The organism is Methylobacter sp. BlB1 (assembly GCF_015476545.1).
In the GTDB taxonomy this organism is placed as follows: domain Bacteria; phylum Pseudomonadota; class Gammaproteobacteria; order Methylococcales; family Methylomonadaceae; genus Methylobacter.
In genome coordinates this window covers 12,375-39,277 of sequence record NZ_JADMKV010000043.1, presented here as the reverse complement: position 1 = coordinate 39,277, position 26,903 = coordinate 12,375, and the positions used below count along the sequence as shown (strand labels likewise).

The 26,903-nt window shown below is 56.7% G+C and carries 17 protein-coding genes and 1 pseudogene; 4 read left to right on the top strand and 14 right to left on the bottom strand.

Annotated features, from left to right (window positions below; genetic code table 11):
- Positions 1 to 386: pseudogene (gene trkD, locus IT781_RS15225) on the top strand (potassium transporter Kup); the annotation flags it as partial.
- A gap of 471 nt (positions 387 to 857) precedes the next feature.
- Here the strand turns inward: trkD and IT781_RS15220 are convergent.
- Positions 858 to 1,322: a potassium channel family protein gene (locus IT781_RS15220; protein WP_194971026.1), complete on the bottom strand. Its 465-nt coding sequence runs from the start codon at positions 1,320 to 1,322 to the stop codon at positions 858 to 860.
- Between the two features lie 650 nt (positions 1,323 to 1,972).
- Between IT781_RS15220 and IT781_RS15215 the strand changes: the two genes are divergently transcribed.
- The 3 genes from IT781_RS15215 (at position 1,973) to IT781_RS15205 (ending at position 4,269) form a co-directional block, all read left to right on the top strand.
- Positions 1,973 to 2,695 (top strand): isoprenylcysteine carboxylmethyltransferase family protein, encoded by a 723-nt coding sequence (locus tag IT781_RS15215; RefSeq protein ID WP_194971025.1) that lies wholly within the window; start codon positions 1,973 to 1,975, stop codon positions 2,693 to 2,695.
- Positions 2,696 to 2,735: 40 nt separating this feature from the next.
- Entirely contained in the window at positions 2,736 to 3,476 is a 741-nt protein-coding gene (gene cmoA / locus IT781_RS15210) for a carboxy-S-adenosyl-L-methionine synthase CmoA (RefSeq protein ID WP_194971024.1), read from the top strand.
- An 82-nt stretch (positions 3,477 to 3,558) separates the two neighbouring features.
- A complete protein-coding gene (locus IT781_RS15205) occupies positions 3,559 to 4,269 on the top strand; it encodes a hypothetical protein (protein ID WP_194971023.1) in 711 nt (236 codons plus the stop codon).
- A 280-nt stretch (positions 4,270 to 4,549) separates the two neighbouring features.
- Here the strand turns inward: IT781_RS15205 and IT781_RS15200 are convergent, their stop codons facing one another.
- The 13 genes from IT781_RS15200 to IT781_RS15140 all read right to left on the bottom strand — a co-directional run bounded on the left by IT781_RS15200 (position 4,550) and on the right by IT781_RS15140 (position 26,313).
- On the bottom strand, positions 4,550 to 5,068 hold the full coding sequence (locus IT781_RS15200; RefSeq protein ID WP_194971022.1) for a CHRD domain-containing protein: 519 nt from the start codon (positions 5,066 to 5,068) through the stop codon (positions 4,550 to 4,552).
- A 314-nt stretch (positions 5,069 to 5,382) separates the two neighbouring features.
- Entirely contained in the window at positions 5,383 to 6,834 is a 1,452-nt protein-coding gene (locus IT781_RS15195) for an efflux transporter outer membrane subunit (RefSeq protein WP_370527021.1), read from the bottom strand.
- A gap of 23 nt (positions 6,835 to 6,857) precedes the next feature.
- Complete coding sequence (locus tag IT781_RS15190) at positions 6,858 to 9,998, bottom strand: efflux RND transporter permease subunit (RefSeq protein WP_194971020.1); 3,141 nt, start codon at positions 9,996 to 9,998, stop codon at positions 6,858 to 6,860.
- A gap of 2 nt (positions 9,999 to 10,000) precedes the next feature.
- A complete protein-coding gene (locus IT781_RS15185) occupies positions 10,001 to 13,105 on the bottom strand; it encodes an MdtB/MuxB family multidrug efflux RND transporter permease subunit (RefSeq protein ID WP_194971019.1) in 3,105 nt (1,034 codons plus the stop codon).
- A gap of 34 nt (positions 13,106 to 13,139) precedes the next feature.
- Positions 13,140 to 14,570: an MdtA/MuxA family multidrug efflux RND transporter periplasmic adaptor subunit gene (locus IT781_RS15180; protein WP_228779193.1), complete on the bottom strand. Its 1,431-nt coding sequence runs from the start codon at positions 14,568 to 14,570 to the stop codon at positions 13,140 to 13,142.
- Positions 14,571 to 15,182: 612 nt separating this feature from the next.
- Positions 15,183 to 16,772 (bottom strand): PepSY domain-containing protein, encoded by a 1,590-nt coding sequence (locus tag IT781_RS15175; protein WP_194971018.1) that lies wholly within the window; start codon positions 16,770 to 16,772, stop codon positions 15,183 to 15,185.
- Positions 16,773 to 16,824: 52 nt separating this feature from the next.
- Complete coding sequence (locus IT781_RS15170; protein ID WP_370527020.1) at positions 16,825 to 17,469, bottom strand: cytochrome c; 645 nt, start codon at positions 17,467 to 17,469, stop codon at positions 16,825 to 16,827.
- Position 17,470: 1 nt separating this feature from the next.
- A complete protein-coding gene (locus IT781_RS15165) occupies positions 17,471 to 18,058 on the bottom strand; it encodes a peroxiredoxin (protein WP_194971017.1) in 588 nt (195 codons plus the stop codon).
- Positions 18,059 to 18,070: 12 nt separating this feature from the next.
- Positions 18,071 to 18,457, bottom strand: a complete 387-nt coding sequence (locus IT781_RS15160; RefSeq protein ID WP_194971016.1) for a hypothetical protein — start codon at positions 18,455 to 18,457, stop codon at positions 18,071 to 18,073.
- 109 nt (positions 18,458 to 18,566) lie between these two features.
- Positions 18,567 to 20,027 carry a DUF1501 domain-containing protein gene (locus IT781_RS15155; RefSeq protein WP_194971015.1) on the bottom strand — a complete coding sequence of 487 codons (1,461 nt, stop codon included), beginning with the start codon at positions 20,025 to 20,027 and terminating at the stop codon, positions 18,567 to 18,569.
- Between the two features lie 32 nt (positions 20,028 to 20,059).
- The gene (locus tag IT781_RS15150) at positions 20,060 to 22,402 is read right to left on the bottom strand and encodes a DUF1549 and DUF1553 domain-containing protein (RefSeq protein ID WP_194971014.1); all 2,343 of its coding nucleotides are present in this window, start codon (positions 22,400 to 22,402) and stop codon (positions 20,060 to 20,062) included.
- A gap of 122 nt (positions 22,403 to 22,524) precedes the next feature.
- A complete protein-coding gene (locus IT781_RS15145) occupies positions 22,525 to 22,977 on the bottom strand; it encodes a rhodanese-like domain-containing protein (protein WP_194971013.1) in 453 nt (150 codons plus the stop codon).
- 420 nt (positions 22,978 to 23,397) lie between these two features.
- On the bottom strand, positions 23,398 to 26,313 hold the full coding sequence (locus IT781_RS15140; protein ID WP_228779192.1) for a TonB-dependent receptor: 2,916 nt from the start codon (positions 26,311 to 26,313) through the stop codon (positions 23,398 to 23,400).
- Positions 26,314 to 26,903 lie beyond the last annotated feature (590 nt).

Sequence of the window (26,903 nt, the reverse complement as noted above, 5' to 3'; positions counted from 1 at the left end):
ACAATCATGTCTTGCACGAGCAAGTCATGGTGCTGACGGTCGTGACCAAGGAAGAGCCTTATGTGGACGAAGCGCATCGCGTCAAGATCCGGACTTTCGGGCAGAATCAGAATTACCATCGCGTGAAGCTTTATTTCGGCTTTCAGCAAACACCTGATGTGCGCCGTGCTCTGGAATTATGCAGGCAGCAAGGTTTAGATATTGATCCCGAAAAGGTTTCGTTTTTCATCGGCCGCGAGCGGGTTTCTTTTCGACGTAAAAGTCCGATGCCGCGATGGCGTCGACCTCTGTTCAGCTTTTTATTCCATAACGCATCCAGTGCGATAGAGTTTTTTAAAATCCCCGTCGAGCTAGTCATCGAGTTGGGCATTCGCATTGAACTTTAATGAAAATGCCATAGGGTTTTTACAGTAAAACCAGCAAAATCCACTGACTATAAAAACGCCCGATATTGTTGCCAAACTCACGTGGAGATCCATTATGAGTTTTTATTTAGCTACGGCCGGAACTCGCCTATTTCTATCTACCGCCTACCAAAAATAATGAGGTACAAATTATTTTCCAATCAGTTTTGGCTGGGCTGAGGACTTCTGGAAGCTTGACCTGATGCAGTGGTCAGTTCCGCATGATCTCGTGATCATGACCGCGACACTGTCTCTGGCCAGCGAAAAATAACACGCAATGAAACCACGTTATTCCAGGCTGTTTCATTGTGATGAGAACATTGCCGAAAATGGCCTTTAGCCAAATACCGACTGGCTTCCCTGCTACAAAACCCGTTTTTAAATCGCGCCAATCGGCATGACAATCCAAGCGATATTTTAGGCTTTGTCTTCAGCAAAAAATCCTTAACCTATCTATTTTCCGTCGTCCTCCGAAGACAACAATTTCTCCAGCGCGTCCATCCATTGATGCAGCCGCGCCAATTCGTCAAGAATCCGGTCTTTTTCATCGTGACTGACTACTGTCTTCTGGTCCAAGGCATCCATGTTTCTGCCGATCAAAGCTATCGAAACCAGAGCCATAAATAGCGAAAAAAACACCACGCCCAAAAAAATCAAACCGGCCATCAACAGGCGGCCTAAAAAGGAAACCGGGACCACATCGCCGAACTCGACATGGGTCAGCGTCACCCAAACCGACCAGACTCCGTCCTGAAGCGATTTGACATTCGGATCGACCAGAAACAGCATTAATCCGCCCATCAAAGTAACCATGACCGCCAGCAACACCAGATAACTCAGATGCCGGAATTTGGACAAGTGAGTTTTAAGGCTGTTCGCCCAAGCCACCGCGCTATGGACATCGTCTAACCAGTGCATAGTGTGCCCTCTCTTGTTTGTTGTTCGATATTGTCAGATCATGCTCTCGAAGCGGCTGTAATCCAAACGCTTCGTAGCGCAACGTAGATTATCCATTTTTAGCTATGTCCGGCATTAATTGCTGTTAGGCAATTTACAAAGAAATACCATAAAAAAACCGCAAAGCGAGTGCATTGCCGAACATGGCATTTGGCTGAGTCCATTGCCATACCCTGCAAACTCAATCTTATTTATCAGAATATAAGATAGGATCATCTAATAATATCGTTTTATTCAACATAAAGATTTCACTAAGATAGTTTCCAACAGCAAAACAGCTACAAATGGTTTCTTCTAAAGGACTGCGTATATTGACTCTCATTTCATGGATGCTCTCGGGCGGGTTTTTCAACCCGCCTTTTTTTTGCCCGGAAAAAATTGGCGCCGGACATAAAAGCATGGAATGACCAAGACTTAGTTGATGACTTTCATCAGTTCAAAAACCTGATCAGATTTTTTCCGTTTTTTAAAATACTGTCATTTGGATTCAAGTTAATACATTTTTCATGGATAAAGTTTATAATCCCGCAGGCTCCGGATGGAGCACCGGCATTCCTGAATATCTGTTTCTTAATCAATATAATCACCGAGAGCACTGCGGGTAATAAACAATGAAGGACTTATTCAATCAATGGGGAAACGCTCTCTTTCACACCCGAAATGTGCTGTTTCCTGTTCTTATCGCCACGCTGCTGTTCTTTTTTCCGCCTGTGGCGATTGGCACGGCGCCCGGCGATTATTTTCTGGCGTTTGGCCTGCTGCTGGTAACGGCTGGCCAGGCTTTGCGGATATTAACTATCGGTCTGGCCTATATTGTCCGCGGCGGCAGGAACAGACGGATTTATGCTGAAAATCTCGTGACGGATGGCGTCTTTGCGCATTGTAGAAACCCGCTTTATATGGGCAATATTTTGATTGTCATCGGTTTTATGTTCATCTCCGGCAACACGGCGGGCATCATTCTCGGCTCATTAGGCTTTATGGCGATTTACCGGCTTATCGTCTTCAGTGAAGAACGGTTTTTAACGGAAAAGTTCGGCCAGGCCTATCTCGACTTTTGCACCGACGTGCCGCGCTGGCTGCCCCGGTTTAAAGGCTTGCGCGAAACAATCAGCCATTATGAATTTGACTGGCCTGCGGTTGCCGTTAAAGAATACGGCACCCTGTTTACGTCGCTGATGATTTCGCTGGGATTAGTCAGCTGGAAACTTAAGCTTGCCGACAGTCTGGCTCAAAACAGAATGCCCATTATGACAGCGGCCATACTGATCGTTTCGGCATATGCCATTGTGCGTTTTCTGAAGAAAACCGAACGTCTCAGATCAATGAGATAAGCAGATCAATTAACAACATATCATGACAAAGAGCAAATCAATGACACAGGAAGACCGGATCTTTCAACAAATCAATCGTGTGGAAGATTTTACCTTTGATGAACGCGTTGCGACCGTGTTTGACAACATGGTCTCCAGGAGCGTGCCTTTTTACAGCGAAATTCAGCGCCTGCAGTCAGATCTGATCGTGGAATTTTTATCGACGCAGGACGACGGCGTAGTTTGTGATCTAGGCTGTTCAACGGGAACGACCATCGAGCACATCATCAATCACCCCAAATGCCCCAAAACAGCCCGATTTGTCGGCTTTGACAATTCCGAGCCCATGCTGGATAAGGCGCGCGCCAAATTGTCGGCGGCCGTTGCAGAACAAAGCGTATCTCTGCAGGCTGCCGATTTAAGCGATTTGCCGGCATTGCCCGCTTGTGATGTGGTGATTCTCAACTGGACTTTGCAGTTCGTGAGACCGATTGGCCGGGAGCACCTGCTTAAAAATATCTATACCGCGCTTAAACCGGGCGGCGTGCTGTTTTTGTCGGAAAAGATTTTAAGCGGCGATGCCGCCTTGAATCGTCTTTATATTGATCATTATCTGGAATTTAAAAAGTCGCAAAGCGGCTATACCAAAGAGGAAAACCAGCGCAAGCGCGAAGCGCTGGAAAATGTGCTGATTCCTTACCGGCTTGAAGAAAATTACCTTTTACTGGAGCGGGCCGGCTTTAAGCGCATCGACACTTATTTCCGCTGGCTTAACTTTGCCTGCCTGATCGCCATCAAATAACTCAGCGGGTTTAACGTTGAGTGTCCGTCTTCAGTTGTTATCCGGACATATGCCTTTGCTATTCAGGATGAGGTAAACATATATGATTACAGGCAATATGGGAATCCGTCACGCCAGTATTTTTTCGGCCCTATGTCTTTCGGCCGTCGCCGCTTGTCCAGGACAGGCACAAGCTGGAACCGTCAATCATCCCAAAAACACATTCAGCGGGCCCTGCGTGGGGTTCTATGCGCATATTCTGCAGAATGGGCCTGCTGACTCCCAAGGGGTATACCATGCTGAATGGGCCGGTTGGGCCGGCTATGCGACCTTTTATGTCAACTATAAATCGGAGTGGAAATATCAAACCGCCAAGCCCGAACCAGCCGGCAACGGTTATAGGGTTTGCGTCAAACCCGTTGGCCTCAAGGCCAGCTTCTACTCATCAACCACGAAGGACATTCTTCGATGGACTCCGGAAGCTCAAGTTTCACCGGCCTGCTTACAGGAAAATATCGCCTGGACCAAGGCTGCGCTGAACCATGAAGAAGAACACGAGAAAATCACCAACCAATTCATTGCAGAAAAAAACCGGACTTGGAACCCGGCCCGTTTTCAGACCGAAGCGTGTGACGAGGGCGCGGACGAAAATGAAGCCATAAATAAAGCCAAAGCGTCACTGGAAAAAATAATCCATTCCCACCTCCAAGCGGAAGCAGAACAGTTAGAGGAAAAGATTATGAAAAAGCAGAAGGAGCACGACGACATGAATCCGGTCAGGCTAATCAATTGCAGTATCTGTGGAGCAGACTAATGCTTGCCCACACCAGCCTTTTTAGCATTCATATTTCCGTAAGATGTACCGAGGCACGAGGCGCATCGTTCGCGATTGATGCGCTTCACTACGTTCAGCGTATTATAGCTCTACCGCTAAACGTTTTGGACGGGGCAACAAGCCCCGTCCAGCCACAGAGATTGGCTGTCGGCCTTATGCAATGGGTTATTTAGTTGCGTCAGGCCATTTTTCGGCTAGACCGAAAAACGCCTCAGCCTGCATCACATGTGCAGTTCACCCAACATAAAGATACCATGCCTCATTCGCTGCTTGTGCTTGGGCCACTGATTTGACCACGGATTTCACCATTAGGGTGTTCATCTGTGTGGACATTAGCATAGGTGACGCCATTCCTCATGGCGGCAATAATCTCGGCACCGTCGCCGGGACTGATACCTTGCTCTGCTGGTCCGACGACATCAGCAGCGGTCACGGTGCCGGTCACTGTGCCCTGAGCAGGGCACGGCGGTTTATTACCTCCACCGCACAGGAAGAAGCTTATTCCACCATTCACACCCCTCTGACCGAAATGAACGTGGGCAACTGTAGCTGTGCCTTCAAGCCCCGAATACTCGAGCTCATATGTCAGCGTCGTTCCGGCTTCATCGAGTTGCGCACGAAACTCGCCTGTTCCGGTAGTGGAAATGGCAGGAACCTCTTGAAACCCGCTTAAGGTCGTATTGAAGCTATTCTGATTGGGCTGCTCTGTCGCCAGAGTATCAAGGAGTGGCAAGAACAAAACGACTATCAAAGAGACTTTCATATAGATCTTTTTCATCTTTCAGTTCCTCCGTACATGCGTTACACAACGTAGAATACCCCCCTGGAGTAGTTTCTGAGTGGATATGGGCACTTAAGTTCCTCCCCAGATGTGCCAAAAGATAGAATAGGAAAGTAGCTCGTTGACTTTTCAGATTACAGGTTAAATCAAAAGAGAGGCAGATTCACTTAATCAGCTATTTATTCGACACTTGAGCACCAAAAAGCCTTGTAGGGTACGCATCGCGTACCATTTACAAAGTTTTCCGATGAACCAGACCTCAAAAGGTACGCGCTGCGTACCCTACGGGCCTATCCAGTTTCCAGCGCAGATCACTTCACCGGCACCGGCAAGAACTGCGACCATTCCGTCTCGCCGCCGGCTTCATCCGAAGTCGGCAATTGCGCGGTACTCCAGCCACCGCCCAAGGCCTTGACCAGCAGCACGGCGGCAACCAGGCGCTGGCTCAGAAGATCGACGGCCGTAATTTCGTTGTTGAGGGCGTCGGCCTGGGCGGTATTGACGTTCAGGTAGCTGAGCGTGCCGGCCCGGTACTGGTTGGTCGTCAGCTCGACGGCCTTGCGCGCGGCCGCGACGGCTTTGGCTTGCACCTGGATTTCCTGTTCCAGGATGCGCAACGCGGCCAGATGGTCCTCGACTTCCTGAAAGCCGACCAGCACGGCCTGGCGATAGAAGGCCACGCTCGCATCATAGCTGTGAATGGTCTCGCTCAGGCTCGCGCCGCGGGCGCCGCCGTCGAACAGCGGCAAGGCCAGCGCTGCAGGGCCCAGCGCCCAGTAGCGGGCCGCGTTGGTGAGCAGGTTCGAAAACGTGCTGGCCTGGTAGCCGTTGGTGCCGGACAGATTGAGGCTGGGGTAATAAGCCGCCTTGGCCACGCCGATCTGGGCATTGGCGGCCGCGGCCAGACGTTCGGCCTCGGCGATATCGGGCCGGCGCTCCAGCAATTGCGATGGCAGGCTGACCGGGATGGGCGGGATTTTGGCATTGAAAGCCGCCACCGGGATGGTCAGCTCCGCCGGGGTTTTGCCCATCAACATCGCAATCGCATGCTCCAGCTGCGCCCGCTGCACGCCGAAGTCGATAGCCTGCGCTCGGGCCGATTCCAGCTGGGTTTCGGCCTGCACCACATCCGACTTGCCGGCGACGCCGACGGCATAGCGGTTCTGAGTGATTTTCAGCGTTTTGGCAAAGGCCTCGACGGTGTCATTCAGCAGCTTGATCTGCGCATCGAATGCGCGCAGCTGAAAATAGTTCTGCGCGAGCGTAGCCTGAGTCAGCAGCCGCACTGCCTGCAAACTGGCGGCGCTGGCCTGGGCGCTGGCTTGATCGGATTCCACCTGCCGGCGCACCTTGCCCCAGATATCGGGCTCCCAGGCAACGCTGAACACGCCATTGAACAGCGTCCTGACCCCGGACACGGCCACGCTCTGGCCGCTGGCCGCGCGAAAGCGGTTGGCTGATATGCTGCCTGTCACGGTCGGGAAATAGGCGGACCTGGAGCCCTGCACCAGCGCTTGCGCCTGTCGATATTGGGCCTCGGCCTGGGCTATGGACTGGCTGGAAATGTCGACCTGTTGCTCCAAAGAGTTCAGATACGGGTCATCGAAGATCTCCCACCAGTTGCCGGCAAACTCATGGTCGCGCGGCTGCGCCATCTTCCAGCCCTTCAGCTCCTTGAACTCGGCCGGCACGGGCATGGCAGGCCGTTTATAGTCAGGCCCGACCGTACAGGCTGCGAGCGATAAGAAAACGGTAACAGTCAACAGCTGTAATTCCAGCCTGTTCCTCATGATTGATAGTCTCCCAAGGTATCCACAGGCGCGGATACCGAATGCTTGGCCTTGCGGCGAAAAACGCGGCGGACCTTTGCTTCAAAGCGGTCCAGATAAAGGTAAATGACGGGGGTGGTGTACAAGGTCAGAACCTGGCTGAATAGTAGACCACCTATGATAGCGATACCCAAAGGCCGTAGCAATTCAGACCCGTAGCCCGTACCGAAAGCCAGCGGCACGGCGGCCAGCAGGGCCCCGAAGGTGGTCATCAGAATAGGCCGGAAGCGCATCTGGCAGGCCTTGCGAATCGCGTCTTCGCTGCTCAGTCCGCCATGGCGCTCGGCATCGATAGCGAAATCGACCATCATGATCGCATTCTTCTTGACGATGCCGATCAGCAGAATCACGCCGATCAGGGCGATGATGCTGAATTCCGTTTTGAACGCCATCAGGGCGACAATCGCGCCGACGCCGGCCGAAGGCAGCGTTGACAGGATGGTCAGCGGATGGATGTAACTTTCGTACAGCATGCCCAGCACGATGTAGATTGCGATCAGCGCCGACAGTATCAGCCAGGGCTGGTTGGCCAGCGATTTTTCGAACTCCTTGGCCGAGCCCTGGAAACTGCCGTGAATCGAAGCCGGCACGCCCAGATTGTTCAAGGCTTCATTGATGGCCTGCCGGGCCGTGGACAGCGATACGCCCGAGGCCAGATTGAACGAGATGGTCGCGGTCGGGAACAGGCCCTGATGATTGACCGACAACGCCGTGTTGGTGTACTCGTAGCTGGCGAACGCCGACAGCGGCACCTGGGCCCCGTCCGGATACTGAACGCTGGGCGGCACGCTGACATAAATGCTTTTCAGGGCCTCGGCGTTCTGCGCGTATTCGGGCGCCACTTCCATGACCACGTGATACTGGTTCAACGGCGCGTAAATCACCGACACCTGGCGCTGGCCGAAGGCGTCGTTCAGGGTCGAATCGATCAGCGCCTGCGTAACGCCCAGGCGCGACGCGGCGCTCCGGTCGATTTGCAGGCTGATCTGCTGGCCCTTGTCCTGCTGGTCGGTGTTGACGTCGGTCAGTTCCGGCAACTGCTGCAAGGCCCTGACGATCTGCGGCGTCCAGGTGCGAAGATCCGAGAGCTGATCCGCTTCCAGCGCATATTCAAACGTGCCTGACGAAGGCCGGCTGCCGATGCGCAGTTCCTGCGCCGGAAACAGGAACAGACTCGCGCCGGGCACATCGGCGAACTGGCGGCGGAATTTGTTCATGAGCTGGTCGGCGCGCAGATGACGCTCTTCCAGCGGCTTGAGCATCAAATACAAGCGTCCGTTGTTGGTGCGGTCGCCTTCCGTGTTGCCCAGCACCGACTCGACGTCCGGGTCCTGCCGGATGATGTTGATGAATACCGCCAGCTTCTCCTGCATGGCGCTCGATGAAATCGTCTGATCGCCCATCAGACCGCCCAACAGTCTGCCGGTATCCTGGGCCGGGAAAAAGCCTTTGGGCACGATCGAATACAGGTAACCGTTCAGCCCGACGATGACCGCCAGCAGCAGGAGCACGAATTTGCCATGGTTCAGTGTCCAGGACAGCGACCGGTCATAACCCGCTGCCAGGCGGTTAAACCAGCGTTCACTGATATTATAAAAGCGGCCGTGCCGGTCAGTGGCGCCGCGTTTCAGCCACAGCGAACACAGCATCGGCGTCGTGGTAAAGGACAGCAGCAGCGAGACGACGACCGCAGCCGACAAGGTCAGGCCGAACTCGCGGAACAGGCGGCCGACGATGCCGCCCATCAGCAGGATCGGAATGAACACGGCGATCAGCGACAGGCTCATGGTCAGCAGGGTAAAACCGACTTCTTTCGCACCCAGCAGCGCGGCCTGTCCGGGCGATGCGCCCTGCTCCAAATGCCGGGTCGTGTTCTCCAGCACGACAATGGCGTCATCGACCACGAAACCGGTCGCGACGGTCAGCGCCATCAGCGACAGGATGTCCAGGCTGAAATCGAATAAATACATGACGCCGAAGGTGCCGATCAGCGATACGGGCACGGTAACAACCGGAATCATCGCCGAGCGCAGATTGCGCAGGAACAGGAACACGACCAGGATGACCAGCGCCACGGCGATGATCAGGCTGAGCTGCACCTCTTTCAGGGACGCGCGGATGAAGGTGGAGCGGTCCATCGCAATGGTCAGGGTGACGGTGCTGGGAATAGACGCCTGCAACTGCGGCATCAATGCCTTAACCTTATCGACCGTCGCGATCACGTTGGCGTTGTCCTGCTTGTACAGGGCCAGCATCACGGCGGTCTTGTCGTTCAGGTAACCCGTGCTGCCCAGGCTTTCCGCCGAATCGATGACGGTGCCGAGGTCGGAAAGACTCACGGGCGCGCCGTTGCGATAGGCGATGATGAGCGGCAGATAATCGCTGGCGGTTTTGGCCTGGTCGTTGACGAAAATCTGCCAGTGGCGGCTGTCGTCCTCGATGGAGCCCTTCGGCCGGTTCACGTTCGTGGCCGTAATGGCCGCGCGCACGTCGGCGAAACTGACGCCGTACTTGGCCAGCGCGGCCGGGTTCAGCTCCACGCGCACGGCCGGCAGCGAACTGCCCCGGATGGAGACATTGCCCATGCCCTCGACCTGCGAGACTTTCTGGGCGATGATGGTCGAGGCCACATCGAACAGCTGCGAGCGCGTCATGACATCCGAAGTCAGCGCCAGCATCATGAGCGGCGTGTCGCTGGGATTGTTGCGGCGGTAGCTGGGGCGCGACGGCATGTTGGCCGGCAACAGGCTGCTGGCGGCATTGATCGCGGCCTGCACGTCGCGCGATGCGCCGTCGAAATCGCGGTCGAGATCAAACTGCATATTGATGCCGGTGGAGCCGCGACCGCTGGACGAAGTCATCTCTGTGATGCCGGCGATATGGCCCAGCGCACGCTCCAGCGGCGTCGCCACATTCGCGGCCATCGTCTCGGGACTGGCTCCCGGCAGGGAAGCCTGAACCGAAATGGACGGAAAATCCACCTGCGGCAGCGCCGCCACCGGCAGCTGGAAATAAGCCAGCGCGCCGGCCAGCGCGATGCCGATCGTCAGCAGCGAGGTCGCGACCGGGCGGGCGATGAAATGGGCGGACAGAGACATGGCTACTCCTTGCCGACCGGCAATGCCAAAGGTTCCGGATTGCTCCTGAGACGCCGGCCCAGGCGGTCGAAGGCCAGATAGATGACCGGCGTCGTGAACAGCGTCAGCATCTGGCTGAAAATCAGCCCGCCGACCATGGTGATGCCCAGTGGATGGCGCAGCTCGGAACCGACGCCGGACCCCAGCATCATCGGCAAGGCGCTGAGCAGTGCCGCCATCGTCGTCATCATGATCGGCCGAAAGCGCAGCAGGCAGGCCTGATAGATGGCCTCGTGCGCCGATTTGCCTTCCTTGCGTTCAGCCTCCAAAGCAAAGTCGATCATCATGATCGCGTTCTTCTTGACGATGCCGATCAGCAAAATGATGCCGATAATGCCGATGATGCCCAGATCGGTGTCCGACAGCATCAGCGCCAGCAGGGCGCCGACGCCGGCCGAAGGCAGTGTCGACAGAATCGTGACCGGATGGATGTAGCTCTCATAGAGCACGCCCAGCACGATATAAACGGTCACCAGCGCGGCGATGATCAGCCATACGGTATCGGTCAGCGAGGCGCTGAACGCCTGCGTGGCGCCCTGGTAACTGGCGCGCACGCTCAACGGCAGCTCGATATCCTGTTTGGCCTGCTCTATCGCATCAATGGCGTCGCTGAGAAACGCGCCCGGCGCCAGGTTGAAGGAAACCGTCGCGGCCGGGAACTGCTCCAGGTGATTGACGACCAGCGGCGCGAACCGCTCCGACACCGTGGCGATCGTCGACAGCGGCACCTGCGTGCCGTTCGAGGACTGGACCCGGACATCGTTGAGCGCCGCGACGCTATTGCGGAATTCGGGCTTCACCTCCAGCACAACGCGGTACTGGTTGGACTGCGTGAACAACGTCGAGATCTGGCGCTGGCCGAAGGCGTTGTACAGCGCGTTGTCGATCGCCGCGATGGAAACGCCCAAGCGGCTGGCGCTGCTGCGGTCCACCGACACGAAGGCCTGCAGGCCCTGGTCCTGCAGATCGCTGGACACGTCGGCAAACACGGGCGACTGCGCGAGCCGGTCCACGAGCAGGCCGGTCCAGCGGCTCAATTCGGCCTGGTCCACCGCATCCAGCGTGAACTGGTACTGCGTGCGGCTGATGCGGTTTTCGATGGTCAGATCCTGCACCGGCTGCAGGTACAGCTTGATGCCCTGCACTTGGTCGAGTCTCGGTTGCAGCCTCCGGATCACCTCGACCGCGCTGGTCTTTCGCTCATCCAGCAGCTTCAGGTTGATCAGCAGGCGGCCGGTGTTGAGCGTCGGATTGCTGCCGTCGACGCCGATCAACGAAGTCACGCTGTCGACGTCCGGGTCCTGCAGCACCACATCGGCCAGGGCCTGTTGCCGCTCGGCCATGGCCTGGAACGAGATGCTCTGCGGCGCTTCGGAAATGCCCTGAATGACGCCGGTATCCTGGATCGGGAAAAAGCCCTTGGGGATAACGATGTACAACAGCACGGTCAGGGCCAGCGTCGCGACGGCGACCAGCAGCGTCATGCCCTGATGCCGCAGGACAACACGCAACAGCCGGCCGTAGCCGTCGTTCAGGCTGTCGAGAAACCGGCCGCTGGCCCGGTAGAACCAGCCCGCGTGCGCCTCGTCGACATGGCGCAGCATTTTCGCGCACATCATCGGCGTCAGGGTCAGCGAGATCACGGCCGAAATCAGAATCGCCACGGCCAGCGTGACGGCAAACTCCTGGAACAGCCGGCCGACGACATCGCCCATGAACAGGAGCGGGATCAGCACGGCCACCAGCGAGATCGTCAGCGAGATGATCGTGAAACCGATCTGCTCGGAGCCTTTCAGCGCAGCCTGTAGCGGCGTCTCGCCTTCTTCGAGGTAGCGCGCGATGTTCTCGATGACCACGATCGCGTCATCGACCACGAAACCGGCCGCGATGGTCAGCGCCATCAGCGTCAGGTTGTTGATGCTGAAGCCGGCCAGGTACATGAAAGCGAACGTGCCGACCAGCGACAGCGGCACGACCACGCCGGGAATGGCCGTCGCGGACAGATTGCGCAGGAACAGGAAGATCACCAGGATCACCAGCCCCAGCGCCAGCATCAGCTCCGCTTCTACATCCTCCACCGACGCGCGTATCGTGGTCGTGCGGTCGGTCAGCACGGCCACGTCAAGGCCGCTGGGCAGCGATTCCTGCAACTGCGGCAGCAGGGCCTTGATGCGGTCGACGACTTCGATGACGTTGCTGCCCGGCTGGCGCTGGATATTGACGATCACGGCCGCCGTCTTGTTGGCCCAGGCCGCCAGGCGCACGTTTTCGGCCTGCTCCCTGATCTCGGCGACGTCGGCCAGCAGCACCGGATTGCCGTCGCGGAAAGCGATGACCAGCGCTTCATACTCGGCAACCGATTTCAGCTGATCGTTGACGTCGATCGTGGTCGAGCGCGTCAGGCCGTCGAATAGGCCTTTGGGCTGGTTGACATTGGCGCTGGCGATGGCCTGGCGCACATCCTCCAGGCTCAGGCCGTAAGCCGACAAGGCGGCTGGATTGACCTGGATGCGCATCGCCGGCCGCTGACCGCCGCTGATGCTGACCAGGCCGACGCCGGACAACTGCGACAGTTTCTGTGCCAGACGCGTGTCGACCAGATCTTCCACGCGCGTCAACGGCAGCGTATCGGAACTGACCGCCAGCGTCATGATCGGCGCGTCGGCGGGATTGACCTTGCTGTAGATCGGTGGCATGGGCAGGTCATTGGGCAGGAAGTTGGCGGCGGCGTTGATCGCGGCCTGCACCTGCTGTTCGGCCACGTCGATGTTGAGGTTCAGGTTGAATTGCAGGACGATGACCGAGGCGCCGGACGAGCTGGATGACGACATCTGGCTCAGGCCCGGCAATTGCCCTAGCTGGCGCTCCAGCGGCGCCGTGATCAGCGACGACATAACATCCTGGCTGGCGCCCGGATACAGCGTGACGACCTGGATGGTCGGGTATTCAACTTGCGGCAGGGCCGAAACCGGCAGTTCCCGGTAGGCGACGATGCCGATCAGCAGCAAGGCCAGCATCATCAACGAGGTGGCGACCGGGCGTAAAATAAACAGGCGGGAGGGATTCATAGGTCAGGCGTACTGTCCGTGTGGCGGGAAAAAATTACTTGGCATTGCCCTGCTTGGGCTGATCCTGATGGCCGTCATTAGCGGACAGCAAGGCGCCGCCGGCAACGGCGCCGCTGCGGTCGATCACTTTGACCCTTGCTCCTTCGCGCAGCTTGTCGGCGCCATCGACCACGACCTGTTCATCGGCTTGCAGGCCTTCCAGCACGGCCACCTGCTCGCCGTCCACGGGCCCCAGCTTGACGGGCCGCGTGCTGACGGTCTGGCCGTCTTTGACCACGTACACGAAGCTGCCCGCATTGCCGTTCTGGATCGCGGCGCTGGGCGCGATGGCCACGCCGCGCAGGGTGTCGATCTTCATGCGGATATTGACGAACTGGTTCGCGAACAGGGACTCGTCTTCATTGTCGAACTCGCTTTTCAACTTGACGGTGCCGGTGCTCGGATCAATCCGGTTGTCGACGGCCAGCAACCTGCCTTGCGCCAGCTTGTTCTTGCCGCTGCGGTCGTAGGCTTCAACCGGCAGGGCTTTGCCCGCATGGAGCTGCTTTAAGACCGCCGACACCTGATCTTCAGGCACGGTGAAGACCACGGCTATCGGCTGCGTCTGCGTGATCACGGCGATGCCGCCGGTATCGGACGCTTTGACGATGTTGCCCTGATCGACCATGCGCAGGCCCAGCCGCCCGGTGATGGGCGCAGTGATCTTGGCATAGCTCAGCTGGAGCTTGGCATTCGCGACCATGGCCTGGTCCGCCGCCACGATGCCCTGGTATTGCTTGACCGTAGCCTCCTGCGTGGCGACCTGCTGGGCGGCGATGGAGTCCTGCTCCTGCAGGGTCTTGTAGCGTTCCAGATCCAACTGCGCGTTCTTCAGCAGCGCTTCATCGCGCAGAAGCTGCCCTTCCACCTGCATGAGCTGAACCTGAAAAGGCCGGGGGTCGATTTCGGCGAGCGGGTCGCCTTCACGCACCAGCCCGCCTTCCTTGAAAGCGACATGAATCAGCTCGCCGTCAACGCGCGATTTCACGGTCACGGTGCTCAGGCCCGTGACCGTGCCCAGGCCGTTCAGGTAAACGGGCACATCGCCCTCCTTGACCGGCTCGGCCACGACCGCCGCGACCATCGTGCCGCCGTACTGGCCGCTCCGCTTCTTCTCGGGCGCCGCCTGCGCGGGATTGCCGATAAACGGCTTGATGAAATAAACCGCCGCCGATATCAACAAGATCAGCGCCGGCCATGCCAGCCAATGAAATCTCCGCTTCGGTTTTATCGGGCGCGATGCTTTGTTTTCTTCCAACTTCATAAGTAGTCCGGGTTCATGTTTTTTTGATTGGTAACCTGCCGGCGCTGAGCGGGTTGAAAAGGCCGAAGTCCAGGCATTCAGGGCTTGCGGGCTTTGAATTGTAGCGATGAAATGCGCAAGCAATTCGTAGCAATTGTGCAAACAATAGGGAAACTGGCGCATCGGCGAACATGCCGATCTACTGCGGGGCCTCGTCCGGCCGAACGCAGGCGCGGAACATGATTTGATTTGAACTGCCTGGGATGCCGCTCTATTGTTATTGCCAACACGTGACCGCTAGTTGATCGCAAAGCTGTAAAACAGCCGTCAAGGCGGCCGGAGCCGGGCCTGAAGGGCGGGTTGAATCCGCTGCGAGCGCCAGCGGTGCGTTCAAAAATGGCGCCAATAAAATAACTGGATTGTTCTTCATACTATGATCAGGTTTTTCTTGTGTGTAGGGTCGAATTCACTTGTGCCCTTTGGGGTATTCGATCCTAGGCAGTTTTGTAGGGTACGCATTGCGTACCATTCTCAAAGTCCGCAAATTCTGAAAATGGTACGCAATGCGTACCCTACTATGAGCAGGAATAGTGCCAACATTTATGTACAGCGCGCACGCGGCACTTGATTGACTTAGTCAATTGATTACAAAGCCAGTAATCTTTTTTCGCATACTCGTTGCCCAATCCGTGACTGTTCCGCCATCCATGCCAACCATTGAGGTTCTGCTGCTTATGAAACAACCCGGCAGCAGAAAGTGTTTCCAATTCAACAGATCGGGCCGATGCCGTCGTATCAGCCCGCCGGCTCCGGAGCGAGCTGCGCCTTGCGGCCGACGCTCTTTTTGATGCGGAAAGTCTGGCGCAGGCGCCGCCAGCCGACCACCAGCGCGCTGGCGCCGAGGACCAGCCCGAACGCCACCCATGTCAGCATCCAGACATCCCAGACCGGACGATAATACAGCCAGCCGAAATCCCAGTGGTGCAGGCCTGAGTACAGCCAGCGGAACACCTGCCGGCTCCGGTCCAGCCTGGCCAGCAAGCGGCCGTCCTGCGGGTCCAGATAAAGCCGCGTGCCGGCTTCGTCGGCCAGCGTCACCCGTAGCACCGGCAGCGGTTTTTCCACCAGTCCCTGATGGTGTCTGGGGTAGTAGTAGTTGTCGTACTCAGTCAACAGCGTCTGCGTTTCTATCTTGGTATCGCCGGCCAGGCGTTGCGCACCGGCCGCCAGCGAATTCCGGCTGAATTGCGGCACGGTATTGGTCACCGATTGCGGCTGCCGCTGTCCGTCGCGGGTATAGGCCAGCAGCACTGCTTCATCGCCCAGTCTGCGCCAGCCCAGCTCGACGATATCGGAACCGCTCTCAAGCGGAGCCGGCTGCCAGTCGCGCATCACGGCGGGCAGCTTGCCGCCCGAGTAGCGCACCAGTTCCTCGCGGCTGGGGTTTGCCGGCGAGAACAGTTTCCAGGGATTGGTATCGATAAAGCCGCTGATGGCCCAGGACAGCGCCACCGTGCCGCCGATCAGGCCGCTCCAGAAGTGCCATTTGAACCAGAATTCGCGGTAGGGCTGGGTTCGTCCCTGGGAATAGGTCGGCTTGCCGCCGAAGCCGGGCCGCCAGCGCAGCCAGCCTATGATCAGTCCCGTCAATGTGGCGATCGTCGCCGACAGGCCCAGCCAGAATTGCACGTCTTCGCGGATGTGGCCCAGGCCGACGGCGTCCAGCGGCTTGAACAGATGCAGCCAGTTGCCGGCCCAGTAAAAAGCGCGGTCCACGCGTGTGGACGCATGCAGCACCTCGCCGGTGCGTGCGGAAATGAACAGTTCTTCACCCGCGTCGTTGTCGATGGCAATGTGATGGAACGGGCTCAAGGCATCCTGGTTGCGTACCTTGATCGTCTTGTCGACCGTTTCCAGATGCATGACCTGATTATCGCCGCCCGACCAGTTTTGCGCGATTTTCAGGGCCTGTTCCACGGAAATGTCATGCAGCGAGCCATCGATCGCGGATAGTGCGAAATAGCGGCCGCGATCGTCCTCGATCAGCCACAGCGGTTCGCCGCCGCTGCGCACGAGTCTGGCATCGGCAATGCCGACCTCGCCTGCCGGCGGCTTTTGAGCGCCGGCATTGTCTGCGATCTTGGCTCGGCGAGCCGCGGCCGCCTTGCGCTGTTCAGTGCTACGGTCCCAGGCCTCGCCAAGACTCAGCCAGCCGGCTTCAGGCGCCAGCGTCTCGGTATGGGCCAGCCGCTGGCTACGGCTTTGCGCGGCCGGCGTGGTATACATGATGACCAGCCCTGTCACGAACCAGAAAAACATGAACAAGGCCAGGACGATGCCCAGCCAGCGATGGACTTCAAATAACAGACGTTTCAAGGTTTTCATTTGTTTTATTCTCAACGATAAGCAAGTAAAAAGAGGGCGAATGAATTCGCCCCTACAGTCCGGAAAGGTAAGTCGACAGCGCTTCGATCTCATCATCGGTCAGCGCTTTGGCAATTTTGTTCATGACGCCGCCCGGGCTGTTGGTGCGCTCGCCCAGCTTCCAATTGACAAGCTGTCCGCTCAGGTAAGTCTTGTGCTGGCCGCCGATGGCCGGATAGGTCACGTTATCGGCGCTTCTCCCCTTGCCGCCTTCGCCGTGACAATTGGCGCAAGCCTCGATGGCTCGGGCCTGGTCGCCGTTGCTGAACAGGTTTCCCCCGGCGGCATTCCCGCCTGCCGAATTGTCCTGCCTGCGTTTCTGGCTGGCGAAGTAGGCGGCGATATCGGCCATGTCGGCTTCGCTCAAGTCCTCGGCGACCACGCTCATGACCGGGTGTTTGCGTGCGCCGCTCTGGAAATCTCGGAGCTGCTTGATCAGGTAGCCGGCATATTGCCCGGCATGGCTGGGAATCCTACCGTCATCGCTGTTGCCGTCCTGGCCGTGGCATTCCTGGCAGCGCTCGGACGCCGACGTTTCCCTGCCTGTTGCCGGATCGCCGCTGCCGATACGCTGCTTGATCGTACTGGCGTCCTCATCAACCGCCACGGATTTACCCGATACCAAAAGCGCGAGCATGCCGAAAGCCAGAAACCGCACGCTATTTCGCTGCCTGGCTGACCGCCAGCTGCTGCACGACTGCTAGCGCCTTTTCAACATTCTGAACCGGTTTAAGCCCGTCCAGCGTTGCCGCTATCCTGCCGTCGGGCGTGACGATAAAGGTCGTGCGTTCGGCAAAGCCGTGATTGATTTCCTCGCCGCGCGTATCCTTCTTGCCCGGCGCCGCCTCCCTCACGGCCAAGTCGAAGGCTTTGCTGATTTTGCCGTTGGCATCGGAGGCGACGGCCACTTTGCCCTCGCAGTACTCAGGATCGGCCGAAAAGACGTTGAGCCGCTCGATGCTGTCCAGCGACACGCCGATAACCGTCGCGCCGGCGGCCGTGAATTTGTCATGGTTGACGGCGAACGTGTGCGCTTGCAGATTGCAGCCGCCCGTATAGGCCGACGGATAGAAATAGACCACGACAGGGCCTTTCTTCAGGGATTCCTTCAGGGAAAAGGCAAAAGGTTTGCCGGCCAGTGAAGCCTGCGCTTCAAAATCCGGCGCCGTATCACCTTCTTTCAGGGCGGCAACGGCCGGCAGCGTGATGGCGTTCGACAATAGACAGGCTAATAGAAAACGTTTCATGTAAGTGCTCATTCAAAGGGGTTTGTAGGTATCGTGGCAGGCCTGATCGCAGGACTTGGAAATCTCAATGGCCTTGTTGGATGCCGAGTCGTAATCGTTGGCTTCGACGAATTTCACGATGGCGGCCGCATTGTCCTGATAGATCTTGGAGTCGGCCACGGCATCGGCGGCATTGCCGCGCTTATCGAAGAAGCCTTCGACCAGTTTGAACGCATTCTGAAGCTCTTTGGCCAGAGCAATGGCCGAGTCACGGTCCTTGTTGGTAATGCTGTCCTGCAGGTTATGGGTATTGTTGTCTACTGCTTCCATCAATTCTTCGAAATCGAATTCGCTTTCGGCAGTGGCTATACTGCTGGCCAACACGAGAACGATTCCGAAAAGGTTAATCATTTTGTGCATATTTGATCCTTGCCGACGGCAGCGGTCGCCCCATCGTGTACTCTTTGTAATAACTGCTTGAATCGCTCCGGTCCCGAAAACCTAATCTTCCGGGACCGGGCGAGCCTTCCTAGGCGATAAGTTCCTTGATGACTTTTCCGTAAACCACGGTCGGACGCTCGGACCGGCCCAGATTTTTGTAGATGACTTTCAGGTGATCCAGACCCAGCTGGTTCAGGACCGTCGCATGCAAATCATAGGTATCGACTTCCTTGCCTTTTTCAGCCTGCAGACCGATTTCATCGGTCGAGCCGTAAGTCGTGCCGGCCTTGACGCCGCCGCCCGCCATCCATTGCGTGTAGCCCCAGGGATTGTGGTCGCGCCCGTCGCCGGACTCGCTCCAGGAGGTTCTACCGAACTCCGAGGTCCAAACCACCAGTGTGGAATCCAACAGGCCATTGGCTTTCAGATCCTTGAGCAGGCCAGCGATCGGTTTGTCGACGATGCGGGCATGCGTGCTGTGATTTTCCTCGATGTTGGAATGGGCGTCCCAGTCCCGGCTGTCGCCCTTGATATCCGTCGGCCCGGATACGACCTGGATGAAGCGCACGCCGCGCTCGGTCAGGCGCCGGGCGCGCAGCAACAGTTCGCCGTAAGGTTTCGTGACTTCATCATTAAGCCCGTACAGTTCCTTGACCGCATCGGATTCCTTGCTGTAGTCGACCGCTTCCGGCGCGGTTTCCTGCATGCGATAGGCCAGTTCATAGGATTCGGTGCGCGCCTGAAGCTCTGAATCTTCAGGATAACGGGAGCCGTGTTGCTCATTCAGTTTCTTCAGCAAATCCAGAGAATGACGTTTTTCGGCTACCGCCAGATATTCGGGATTGTTCAGATGCAGAATCGGCGAGTTGCCGGGGCGGAACGGCGTGCCTTGATAGACCGCCGGCAGGAAGCCCGAACTCCAGTTGGTTACGCCGCCTCTGGGCTCGCGCTTGTCGTTATAAAGCACCACATAAGCGGGCAGATTCGGATTGGCGGAGCCCAGCGCATATTGCACCCATGCGCCCAAGGTGGGCCGTCCCGGATTCAGGCCGCCCGAATTCAACTTCAATATTGAAATATCGTGCGTCGCGCCGATCGTGACGCTGGATTTGATAAACGCGATATCATCGGCGTGCTGAGCCAGGTTGGGCAATAAATCGGAAAACCAGGCGCCGCTTTCACCGTGCTGTTTCCAGGTGCGGTTTGTAGCGATCAATTTGGTAATACCGCCTTGGGTACTGGTCTTGATGCCTTTCAGGAATGAAGCGGGCACGCCCTGGCCGGCCAGTTTTATCAGCTCCGGCTTGTAGTCGTAAAGATCCAGCGTGCTGGGTGCGCCGGCCATGTGCAGCCAGATGACCGTTTTAGCCTTGGCCGGGAAGTGCGGCCCCTTGGGCGCCAGAGGGCTACCGCCTGCCAATGCGCTTACAGCTTCTTCCGCGAACGCGCTGGAGATGACTCCGCCGCCGGGCATCAGGCCGCTCAGCGCCAATCCGCCCAGGCCGTAACCGGTTTTATATAGAAAGTCTCGACGTGACTTGTTCTTCATAATGCAAACCTCTCGTAGATAATGTGTTGTCTTTAAAACCGGTAGATGAACTCGTTCGAATTCACGACCGAATGCACCAGGTCAACAAATGCTGCCGTTCTGACAGGATCCGTCAGTTGTTTGTCTTGCACGCCGATTGGCACGTTGACCTCAAACTTGCCCTTCGATGCTTTTTCCCGGATGACCTTTTCCTGATCGTCCAGAAAGGCTTGCAGAGCGTCCTTTTCGCTGCTTTCAGGCTCACGGGCGAACAAGATTTCATAAAGCCTGTCCAGCTGATCCGACTCATCGTCGCCCGCCTCATTGATGACGCGGCCCGCCAGCGATTTGGACCAGTCGAACACCACTTCACTATTGAACAGTGTCAGTGCCTGCAACGGTGTGGTCGTCACTTCACGTTTGCTGTGCGCATCCTGCGGAGAAGCCATGTTGAACGAATCCAGGATCGGGTAAGGCAGGCTGCGCCGGGTAAAGACATACAGGCTGCGGCGGTTATGGTCGTGCTCATCCTTGGATGTTTTCCAGGCCGGATCGCCATTAAAGTTGGCCTCGCCCGTCTTGATCACTTTAGGCAGCGGCGGATAAACGCTTGGCCCGCCCACCTTCTCTTCCAGTTTTCCGGACGCGGCCAGCAACGAATCCCGCACTTGTTCGGCTTCCAGACGCTGACGCGGGAAAACGGCCAGCAATTTGTTGTCCGGATCGGCTTTATGCGCCTCTTCGCGGTGATCCGACGACTGCCGGTAGACGCTCGACAACAGGATTTCGCGATGCAGCTTTTTCACGCTCCAGCCGTCCTTGACGAATTTGTCGGCCAGATAATCCAGCAATTCGGGATGCGTCGGTTTTTGTCCGGCCTTGCCGAAATCGCTGACCGTCGTCACGATGCCGTGCCCGAAATACTGATCCCAGACCCGGTTGACATAGACCCGCGCCGTCAATGGATTGGTCGGGCTGGTCAGCCATTTGACCAGGGCGCTGCGGCGTCCCGATGAGAAAGACAGCGGATTGATGTCGGGCTTCTCGTCGGTAATGGCGGCAGGGAACGCCGGCTGCACTTCTTCCAGAGGCTTCTCGTGATCGCCGCCGGCCAGCACGTAGGTGGGCGGCGCGTCGGAATAGCCCAGCTCGGTCATGGCAGAGATCGTATTGGAAGTGGTAGCGGGCTTGAGGTCATTGAATTTCCTGAGCTGCTTGTTCAGCTTGTCCAGCTCGGCCCATTTGTCTGCAAGTTCCTTGCTGTACGTGGCAGAGTCCGTGCTTTCGCCTTTCTCCCTGAAATAAGCCGTCAGGCTTTGCTCGTCTGTGACATTCGCAAGGCGGTGATTAACCCAGCGATCCAGCGGCGTCCATTGGTCTTTAGGCTTGAAGATGGCTTCCCGGCTGTCGGTCAGATAACGCTCCTTGTGATACTTGAGCGCCTCTTCCCTGTGCGTGTCGATAATCGCTTTCCGTTTGGCGCGGATGTCTTTGGTGGCGGCTTCCCATTTCGCCCATTGCTGCTCATAGTTGCGTTCGATCTCGCCTTTTTTCGCCGGAATATTGTCGACGGCGTTGATGTTGGCAAAGAACGATTGCAGCGAGTAATAGTCCTTCTGGCTGATCTTGTCGAACTTGTGGTTGTGGCATCTCGCGCACTCCAGCGATTGTCCCAGGACGACCTTGCCTACCGTATCGGTGATATCGGTGGTGATCTGGTACTTGCGCTGGACCAGGTCGCGCGAGTTGCTGTTGTCCGGGAACTGCGCCATGAAGCCCGTGGCGATCAGGGCCTGCTCGTCGCCCGGCCACAGCTCGTCGCCGGCCAGCTGTTCCTGAATGAAGCGGCTGTAAGGCTTGTCCTGGTTGAACGCATGAATGACGTAATCGCGGTAACGCCACATGTTCAGCCGGTCGTTGTCGTTCTGAAAGCCCGTGCTGTCGGCGTATCTGGCCAAATCCAGCCATTTACGGCCCTGGCGCTCGCCGTATTTGGGCGATGCCAGCAGGCGGTCGACCAGTTTCTCGTAAGCGTTGTCGGATGAGTCGTTGACGAAGGCATCGACCTCTTCCGGCGTGGGAATGACGCCCCAGACATCCAGCGTGGCGCGCCGGATAAAGGCCTCGCGGTTCGCATCCTCAGACGGCTTGATGTCTTTTTCTTCCAGTTTCTGCAGGATGAACGCGTCGATCGGCGTCCGCACCCAGTCTTGCTGCTTGACGGTGGGGATAACCGGCGCTTTCACCGGCTGGTAAGACCACAGTTTTGATTTGGACTGCGTAGCTTGCGGCGCGTCAGCCTTGGCGCCCGCGGGCTTCTCGTCCGCCGCCAGGGCATTGCCCGCCATCGCTACCGCAAGACTCCATAAAACGGCAGGATATATTTTCTTTTTCATTGACCTACTCCAAAAATAAAAGGACTTAAAACCTTGCGGGTCCTATTGCCCTAAACGGCCACAAAACTGTGGCCTTACCAGGATTAACGTTTTTCTTCTGTCTCCGACTTTACCCGTGTCAGTTATTTTTTCGGAGCCGGCGGCGTGATTTTGATTATTTTGCCCCCCTCCTCTTCATAGTTTTGCGAGCCTATCGCACCGACGACCGTGAAGCCTTTCTCAGCCAAAAGATCGGCTGAAGCGCCGGCGCGGCCGGCATGATTGGAGACGGTAACAATGTTTCTATCCTTTGGAATAAAAGGCAGCGCACTTTCCAGTTCTTTGGCTTGAATATTTAGATACACTGGAAAACTGCCTATTTTGCTTATCTCGTCTGGACGGCGCACGTCTATGATCAACAGCTGATCCGGCTTCGACAGCAGGGCGTCTATCTGCGCACGACTCAGTTTTGGGGTTTTGTACTTGTAAGCATGAGCGGCCGGCGCTTCGGCTTTTCCAGCATGGTCATGGCTGGCCGCAAAGGCAACAGGGGCTGCGAGGGCCATCAACAACAGCAGGTTTGTCAGTTTTTTCATTATTATTTCTCTTACACAATGTGAATGGTTAAACGCACACGGGCGTGTACGATGATCAAGATTGGTCATGAGCTGTATCGCAACTTCCATGCCAGAGGTGCAGGACCAGCCGGTTTTCGGAACCAGCCGGTCTGGAAGCGCCATGTTCATTGATATAAAGAGAAATTGCGGCCACCGCTCTAGCTTGAGAGCAACTGTAAGTGTTTGCCGACAGCTAAAATAGCGCAGGGAACTGTTGAAATTGCAGCAACCTATCAACATCCCATGTGGCTGGATAAACAACAGTTCCGATGGGGTTTGGGCTCGCAGATGACTTTTGATTGATGCGGCCCGGTAAGAGATGCCTGCAAATAAAAAAAAGGCTCCGGAAATAACCGGAGCCCAGGGGAGTCCGCATCCTTGCGGTGATGCAAAAGCGCGTTAAATTTTGCCGCTCAACTGAACGCCATACCAAAGCGGATAGGGGTTAGGACTATAACTGTTCCAGCCCTCTTCATGCGTAGTGTTGTTAAACAGGTTCTTGACGATAAAGCTTAAGTCCAGCACATTGTTCTTTGTGCCTATGCCGATCGCGGCATCCGTCAGCGATCTTGAATTGACCCAGCCATAAGCTGACAGGTTATCGGCGTTGTTGTAGCCGCTCTGGAAATTGGTATTGACGCTGGTGTGGAACAGATACTTGTCGTAAACAGGTTTGACATATTCCGCGCCTACGGTAAAGCTCCATTTGGAAGCGCCCGGCAAGATCCTACCGCTCTGATCAATGTAAGGTTCCGGCAGGTACGCCAGCTCTTCCGGTTTTCCGGCATTGTCGTAGTCTATATACTTGCCGATGTTATAGGCGCCGTTGAAGCGCAGCGACAGGTTCGGAATGCCGTTATACACGCTGTCCAGCTCCACGCCGTGCACGCGCACTTTTTTGACGTTGCCTTGCGCGCTTGTATAAGCCGTCGGATTGGCCTGCCCATTGGCGATATTGATGTCGGTCTGAAACTGATCGACGACCTGCACCGTCTGCTGGTAGTTGTGGATATCCATCACAAAGGCGTCGACGTTTAATATCAGCGATCTATCGAGCCAGAACGACTTCAGGCCCAATTCCAGGGCGTGGGTGTTTTCCGGTTTGACATTGCGCGATACGCCGTTAACATTGAGCGCGGAACCCGATTTTTCGCCGTATTGCCAGGACAGATAGGTAGTCAGGTCGTTATTGATCTTGTAGCTGGGCGTCACCTGGGCCGTAAACAGCAGATCCGTATAAGTGCTCTTGACCGGATTGTACAGTTGCCCGACCTGTTGGCTCCGAAGCCTCTTGGCGGTGCCGACCTGGTTCTTCTGGGCCTCGGTCAGACTGTTGTAAGCCTGGCCCGGCGTATCGGTCACGGCAGCGCCAAAGTAACGGTTGGCCACACTGTCGGCCAGCTTCAACTGGTCCGCGGAGTTGGCGCCCTGCAATTCGCCATTGGTCGCGGAGTCAAAGCCGCCGAGCTGCACGTCGCGTATCGCCACCGGATTCAGCGCGCCGCCTGCCCCATTCTTCGCTAACTGAACCGTATCCACTGTCCGGCGGTGCTCCTTGGTCACGCGCAGTCCTGTGGTTAAAGTAAAGTCGTCGGTAAAATGCAGATCGGATTCCCCGAAGATGGAACCGGCATAGGTATGAACCTCGGTGTCGCCTTTTTTACGCGCATCCTGCAAGGCATCCTTGAGCAAAGCCAGCCCCGAACCGCGATTCTCGCCGGCGTTCCTGTCCAGCGTGTTGTATTGCGCGTTGGTGGCCAGCCAGGCGCCCGCGTCGGCCCCCCAGCCTGTCTTTGAAACGATGTCATTGCGGGTCTGTATCCCGAACAGGCCGCCTCGGTAATCGATAAAGCCGCCGGGCTGATCGACGATCTTGAATTCCTGCGTGTACTGGTTGTAGTTGACGCCGCCGCCGCCATCGACGTTGATGTCGAAAGGCGTGCCTTCATCGTTGTGGGCGTCGAAACTGTAGGAGCGCACGGCGGTATTCGAGCTCAGGTGGTGATCGGCGACATCCCAGTCGAGATGCACATAGGCGCCTTTATTGGATACCGTCTGCCCCTGGTTTTCATTGAAATTGACGGTTTTCCGCTGCTCGCCGCCGATATAATCCTCCCAGGTAAAGCCCCTGCTCTGAAAGTAAGGACGAGGACCGGTAAAAACGCCGGCATTGTTGGTAAAACCGAACAGCCTGGCTTTCGCCTGGGTACCGTTCGGGTCCACCAGGCTGCCATCGGTGAATCGGAAAGGCACATCATGATAGAACGTCAGGCCGTTCTGCAGTTGCGGCTGTCTGGGCTCGAAATCGCCGCCCACTCTCGCTTTGAAATTTTCGCTGGGGGTAAACAGAAACTGCACGCGGCCGCTCAGGCGGTCCTTGTTGTAAAGGCTGTAATTTTCGTCATAAGACTGGGTATAGAATCCTCGGCCCTTGTCGACCAGGAAGGAAATGCGCGTCGCCAGAAAATCATCGATCACGCCGCCGCCCAGGGCGCCCTTCAGAATGAGGGCTTCACGCTGCCCGTAAGCCGCCGAGAGTTCGGCCGTGGGAATGAAGGTCGGGAGCTTGGAATAAACATTGACCTTGCCCGAACTCGCGCTCAAGCCGCCCTCCGTACCTCTGGGGCCGCGGGTGACTTCTACCGCATCGACATCGTAGAAATCGAAGTTGGCGAGCTGCGTCAGCGCATAGCTGACACCATCGACCGTTACGCCTACGCTGGGGTCCTGGGTTTCCGTGAAAGACCGCTTACCCACGCCGCGGATCGATAACGAGGCGCCGCGCGTGTTGTTCTGGTTGAACTGGACGTTTGAAGCGCGCCGGGTAATGGCGCCCAGGTCCAGCGACAGCTCGCGATCGAGCTCCTTGCCCGAAACGACCGACACCGACTGTTTGATATTATGCAGCTTTTCAAGCTTGGGCCGCGCGCGTACCACGACTTCGCCCAGATCCTTGGTTTCTTCCGGCTCTGCCTGGGCCACTTCCGTCGCCGGCGCTTCAACAGCAGCGGGCGCTTCAGCGGCAACGGGGGGCGCTGTCCCGGCAGGCGCAGCGGCTGCGCTTTTATTGATCAAATCCTGCTCCCGCTTTTTCGCCGCCGCCAGTTCCTGCGTCAAGCGCTCCACTTCCGCCTGCAGTTCTTGCACGCTTTTTTTCGCATCCGCCGCCTGCACGCCGGATACGGACAACATGGAAACGCCTGTTATCGCCACGGCTATGCTGGAGGATAACTTGCGGCGCGAGCCGATCGCCTGAGGAATAACCGCCTGCCGAACCAAGGCGGTTGAAAATACATCTCCCATTTTGCGTTTCATTACTACCCCATTTCCTTACAAATAAAATTAAAACAGTGCATCGATCCGTGAAGTAATTGTTTTAGCCGCAGCGCATACACAGGCAGCAAGATCCATTTCATTCGTAGCACTGATATATAGATGGCGTTACCCATGCTTTCCGCAACGCTCTCCTGAAAACGCAGATTTCGTGCCACGCAGGCAAAAACAGGGTTTCCTTGTCCTACCCTCTCTCGTGAAACAGGTAGTTATCTGAATTTAAAAAACTTTATGTCATAACAATGATCCGGGAAGACATCGATTTGGCGCTTTCGCCAACACCTTTAGCCGATGCCAACTGTTCTAACATAAGCACCCTGCTGATGGGCTGTTTCTCCAACAGCAACCCATATGAACAACAGATATCGCCGGACAGTGGCCTGCGGGCTGAAGATTTGCGAACCCCCGGATTCTTGGCCGCCTCGATGAGGCGAGTGCCTCTCCAAGTCCTGACTTACGGGCTGGTACGATAGCTGCTACTCGGATTGAAGCTCAGCTCACTGAATACAGCATTCGGCGGCGAACCTGTATGACTGCGCGTTTTTAAGAAACTCAATCCTCGGAACAAGGAA

What these genes read in the sequence shown, in the direction of transcription:
- IT781_RS15220 (WP_194971026.1), bottom strand. Translation starts at nt 1,322, where the DNA reads ATGCACTGGTTAGACGATGTCCATAGCGCGGTGGCTTGGGCGAACAGC.
- IT781_RS15215 (WP_194971025.1), top strand. Translation starts at nt 1,973, where the DNA reads ATGAAGGACTTATTCAATCAATGGGGAAACGCTCTCTTTCACACCCGA.
- cmoA (WP_194971024.1), top strand. Translation starts at nt 2,736, where the DNA reads ATGACACAGGAAGACCGGATCTTTCAACAAATCAATCGTGTGGAAGAT.
- IT781_RS15205 (WP_194971023.1), top strand. Translation starts at nt 3,559, where the DNA reads ATGATTACAGGCAATATGGGAATCCGTCACGCCAGTATTTTTTCGGCC.
- IT781_RS15200 (WP_194971022.1), bottom strand. Translation starts at nt 5,068, where the DNA reads ATGAAAAAGATCTATATGAAAGTCTCTTTGATAGTCGTTTTGTTCTTG.
- IT781_RS15190 (WP_194971020.1), bottom strand. Translation starts at nt 9,998, where the DNA reads ATGTCTCTGTCCGCCCATTTCATCGCCCGCCCGGTCGCGACCTCGCTG.
- IT781_RS15185 (WP_194971019.1), bottom strand. Translation starts at nt 13,105, where the DNA reads ATGAATCCCTCCCGCCTGTTTATTTTACGCCCGGTCGCCACCTCGTTG.
- IT781_RS15180 (WP_228779193.1), bottom strand. Translation starts at nt 14,570, where the DNA reads ATGCGCCAGTTTCCCTATTGTTTGCACAATTGCTACGAATTGCTTGCG.
- IT781_RS15175 (WP_194971018.1), bottom strand. Translation starts at nt 16,772, where the DNA reads ATGAAAACCTTGAAACGTCTGTTATTTGAAGTCCATCGCTGGCTGGGC.
- IT781_RS15165 (WP_194971017.1), bottom strand. Translation starts at nt 18,058, where the DNA reads ATGAAACGTTTTCTATTAGCCTGTCTATTGTCGAACGCCATCACGCTG.
- IT781_RS15160 (WP_194971016.1), bottom strand. Translation starts at nt 18,457, where the DNA reads ATGCACAAAATGATTAACCTTTTCGGAATCGTTCTCGTGTTGGCCAGC.
- IT781_RS15155 (WP_194971015.1), bottom strand. Translation starts at nt 20,027, where the DNA reads ATGAAGAACAAGTCACGTCGAGACTTTCTATATAAAACCGGTTACGGC.
- IT781_RS15150 (WP_194971014.1), bottom strand. Translation starts at nt 22,402, where the DNA reads ATGAAAAAGAAAATATATCCTGCCGTTTTATGGAGTCTTGCGGTAGCG.
- IT781_RS15145 (WP_194971013.1), bottom strand. Translation starts at nt 22,977, where the DNA reads ATGAAAAAACTGACAAACCTGCTGTTGTTGATGGCCCTCGCAGCCCCT.
- IT781_RS15140 (WP_228779192.1), bottom strand. Translation starts at nt 26,313, where the DNA reads ATGAAACGCAAAATGGGAGATGTATTTTCAACCGCCTTGGTTCGGCAG.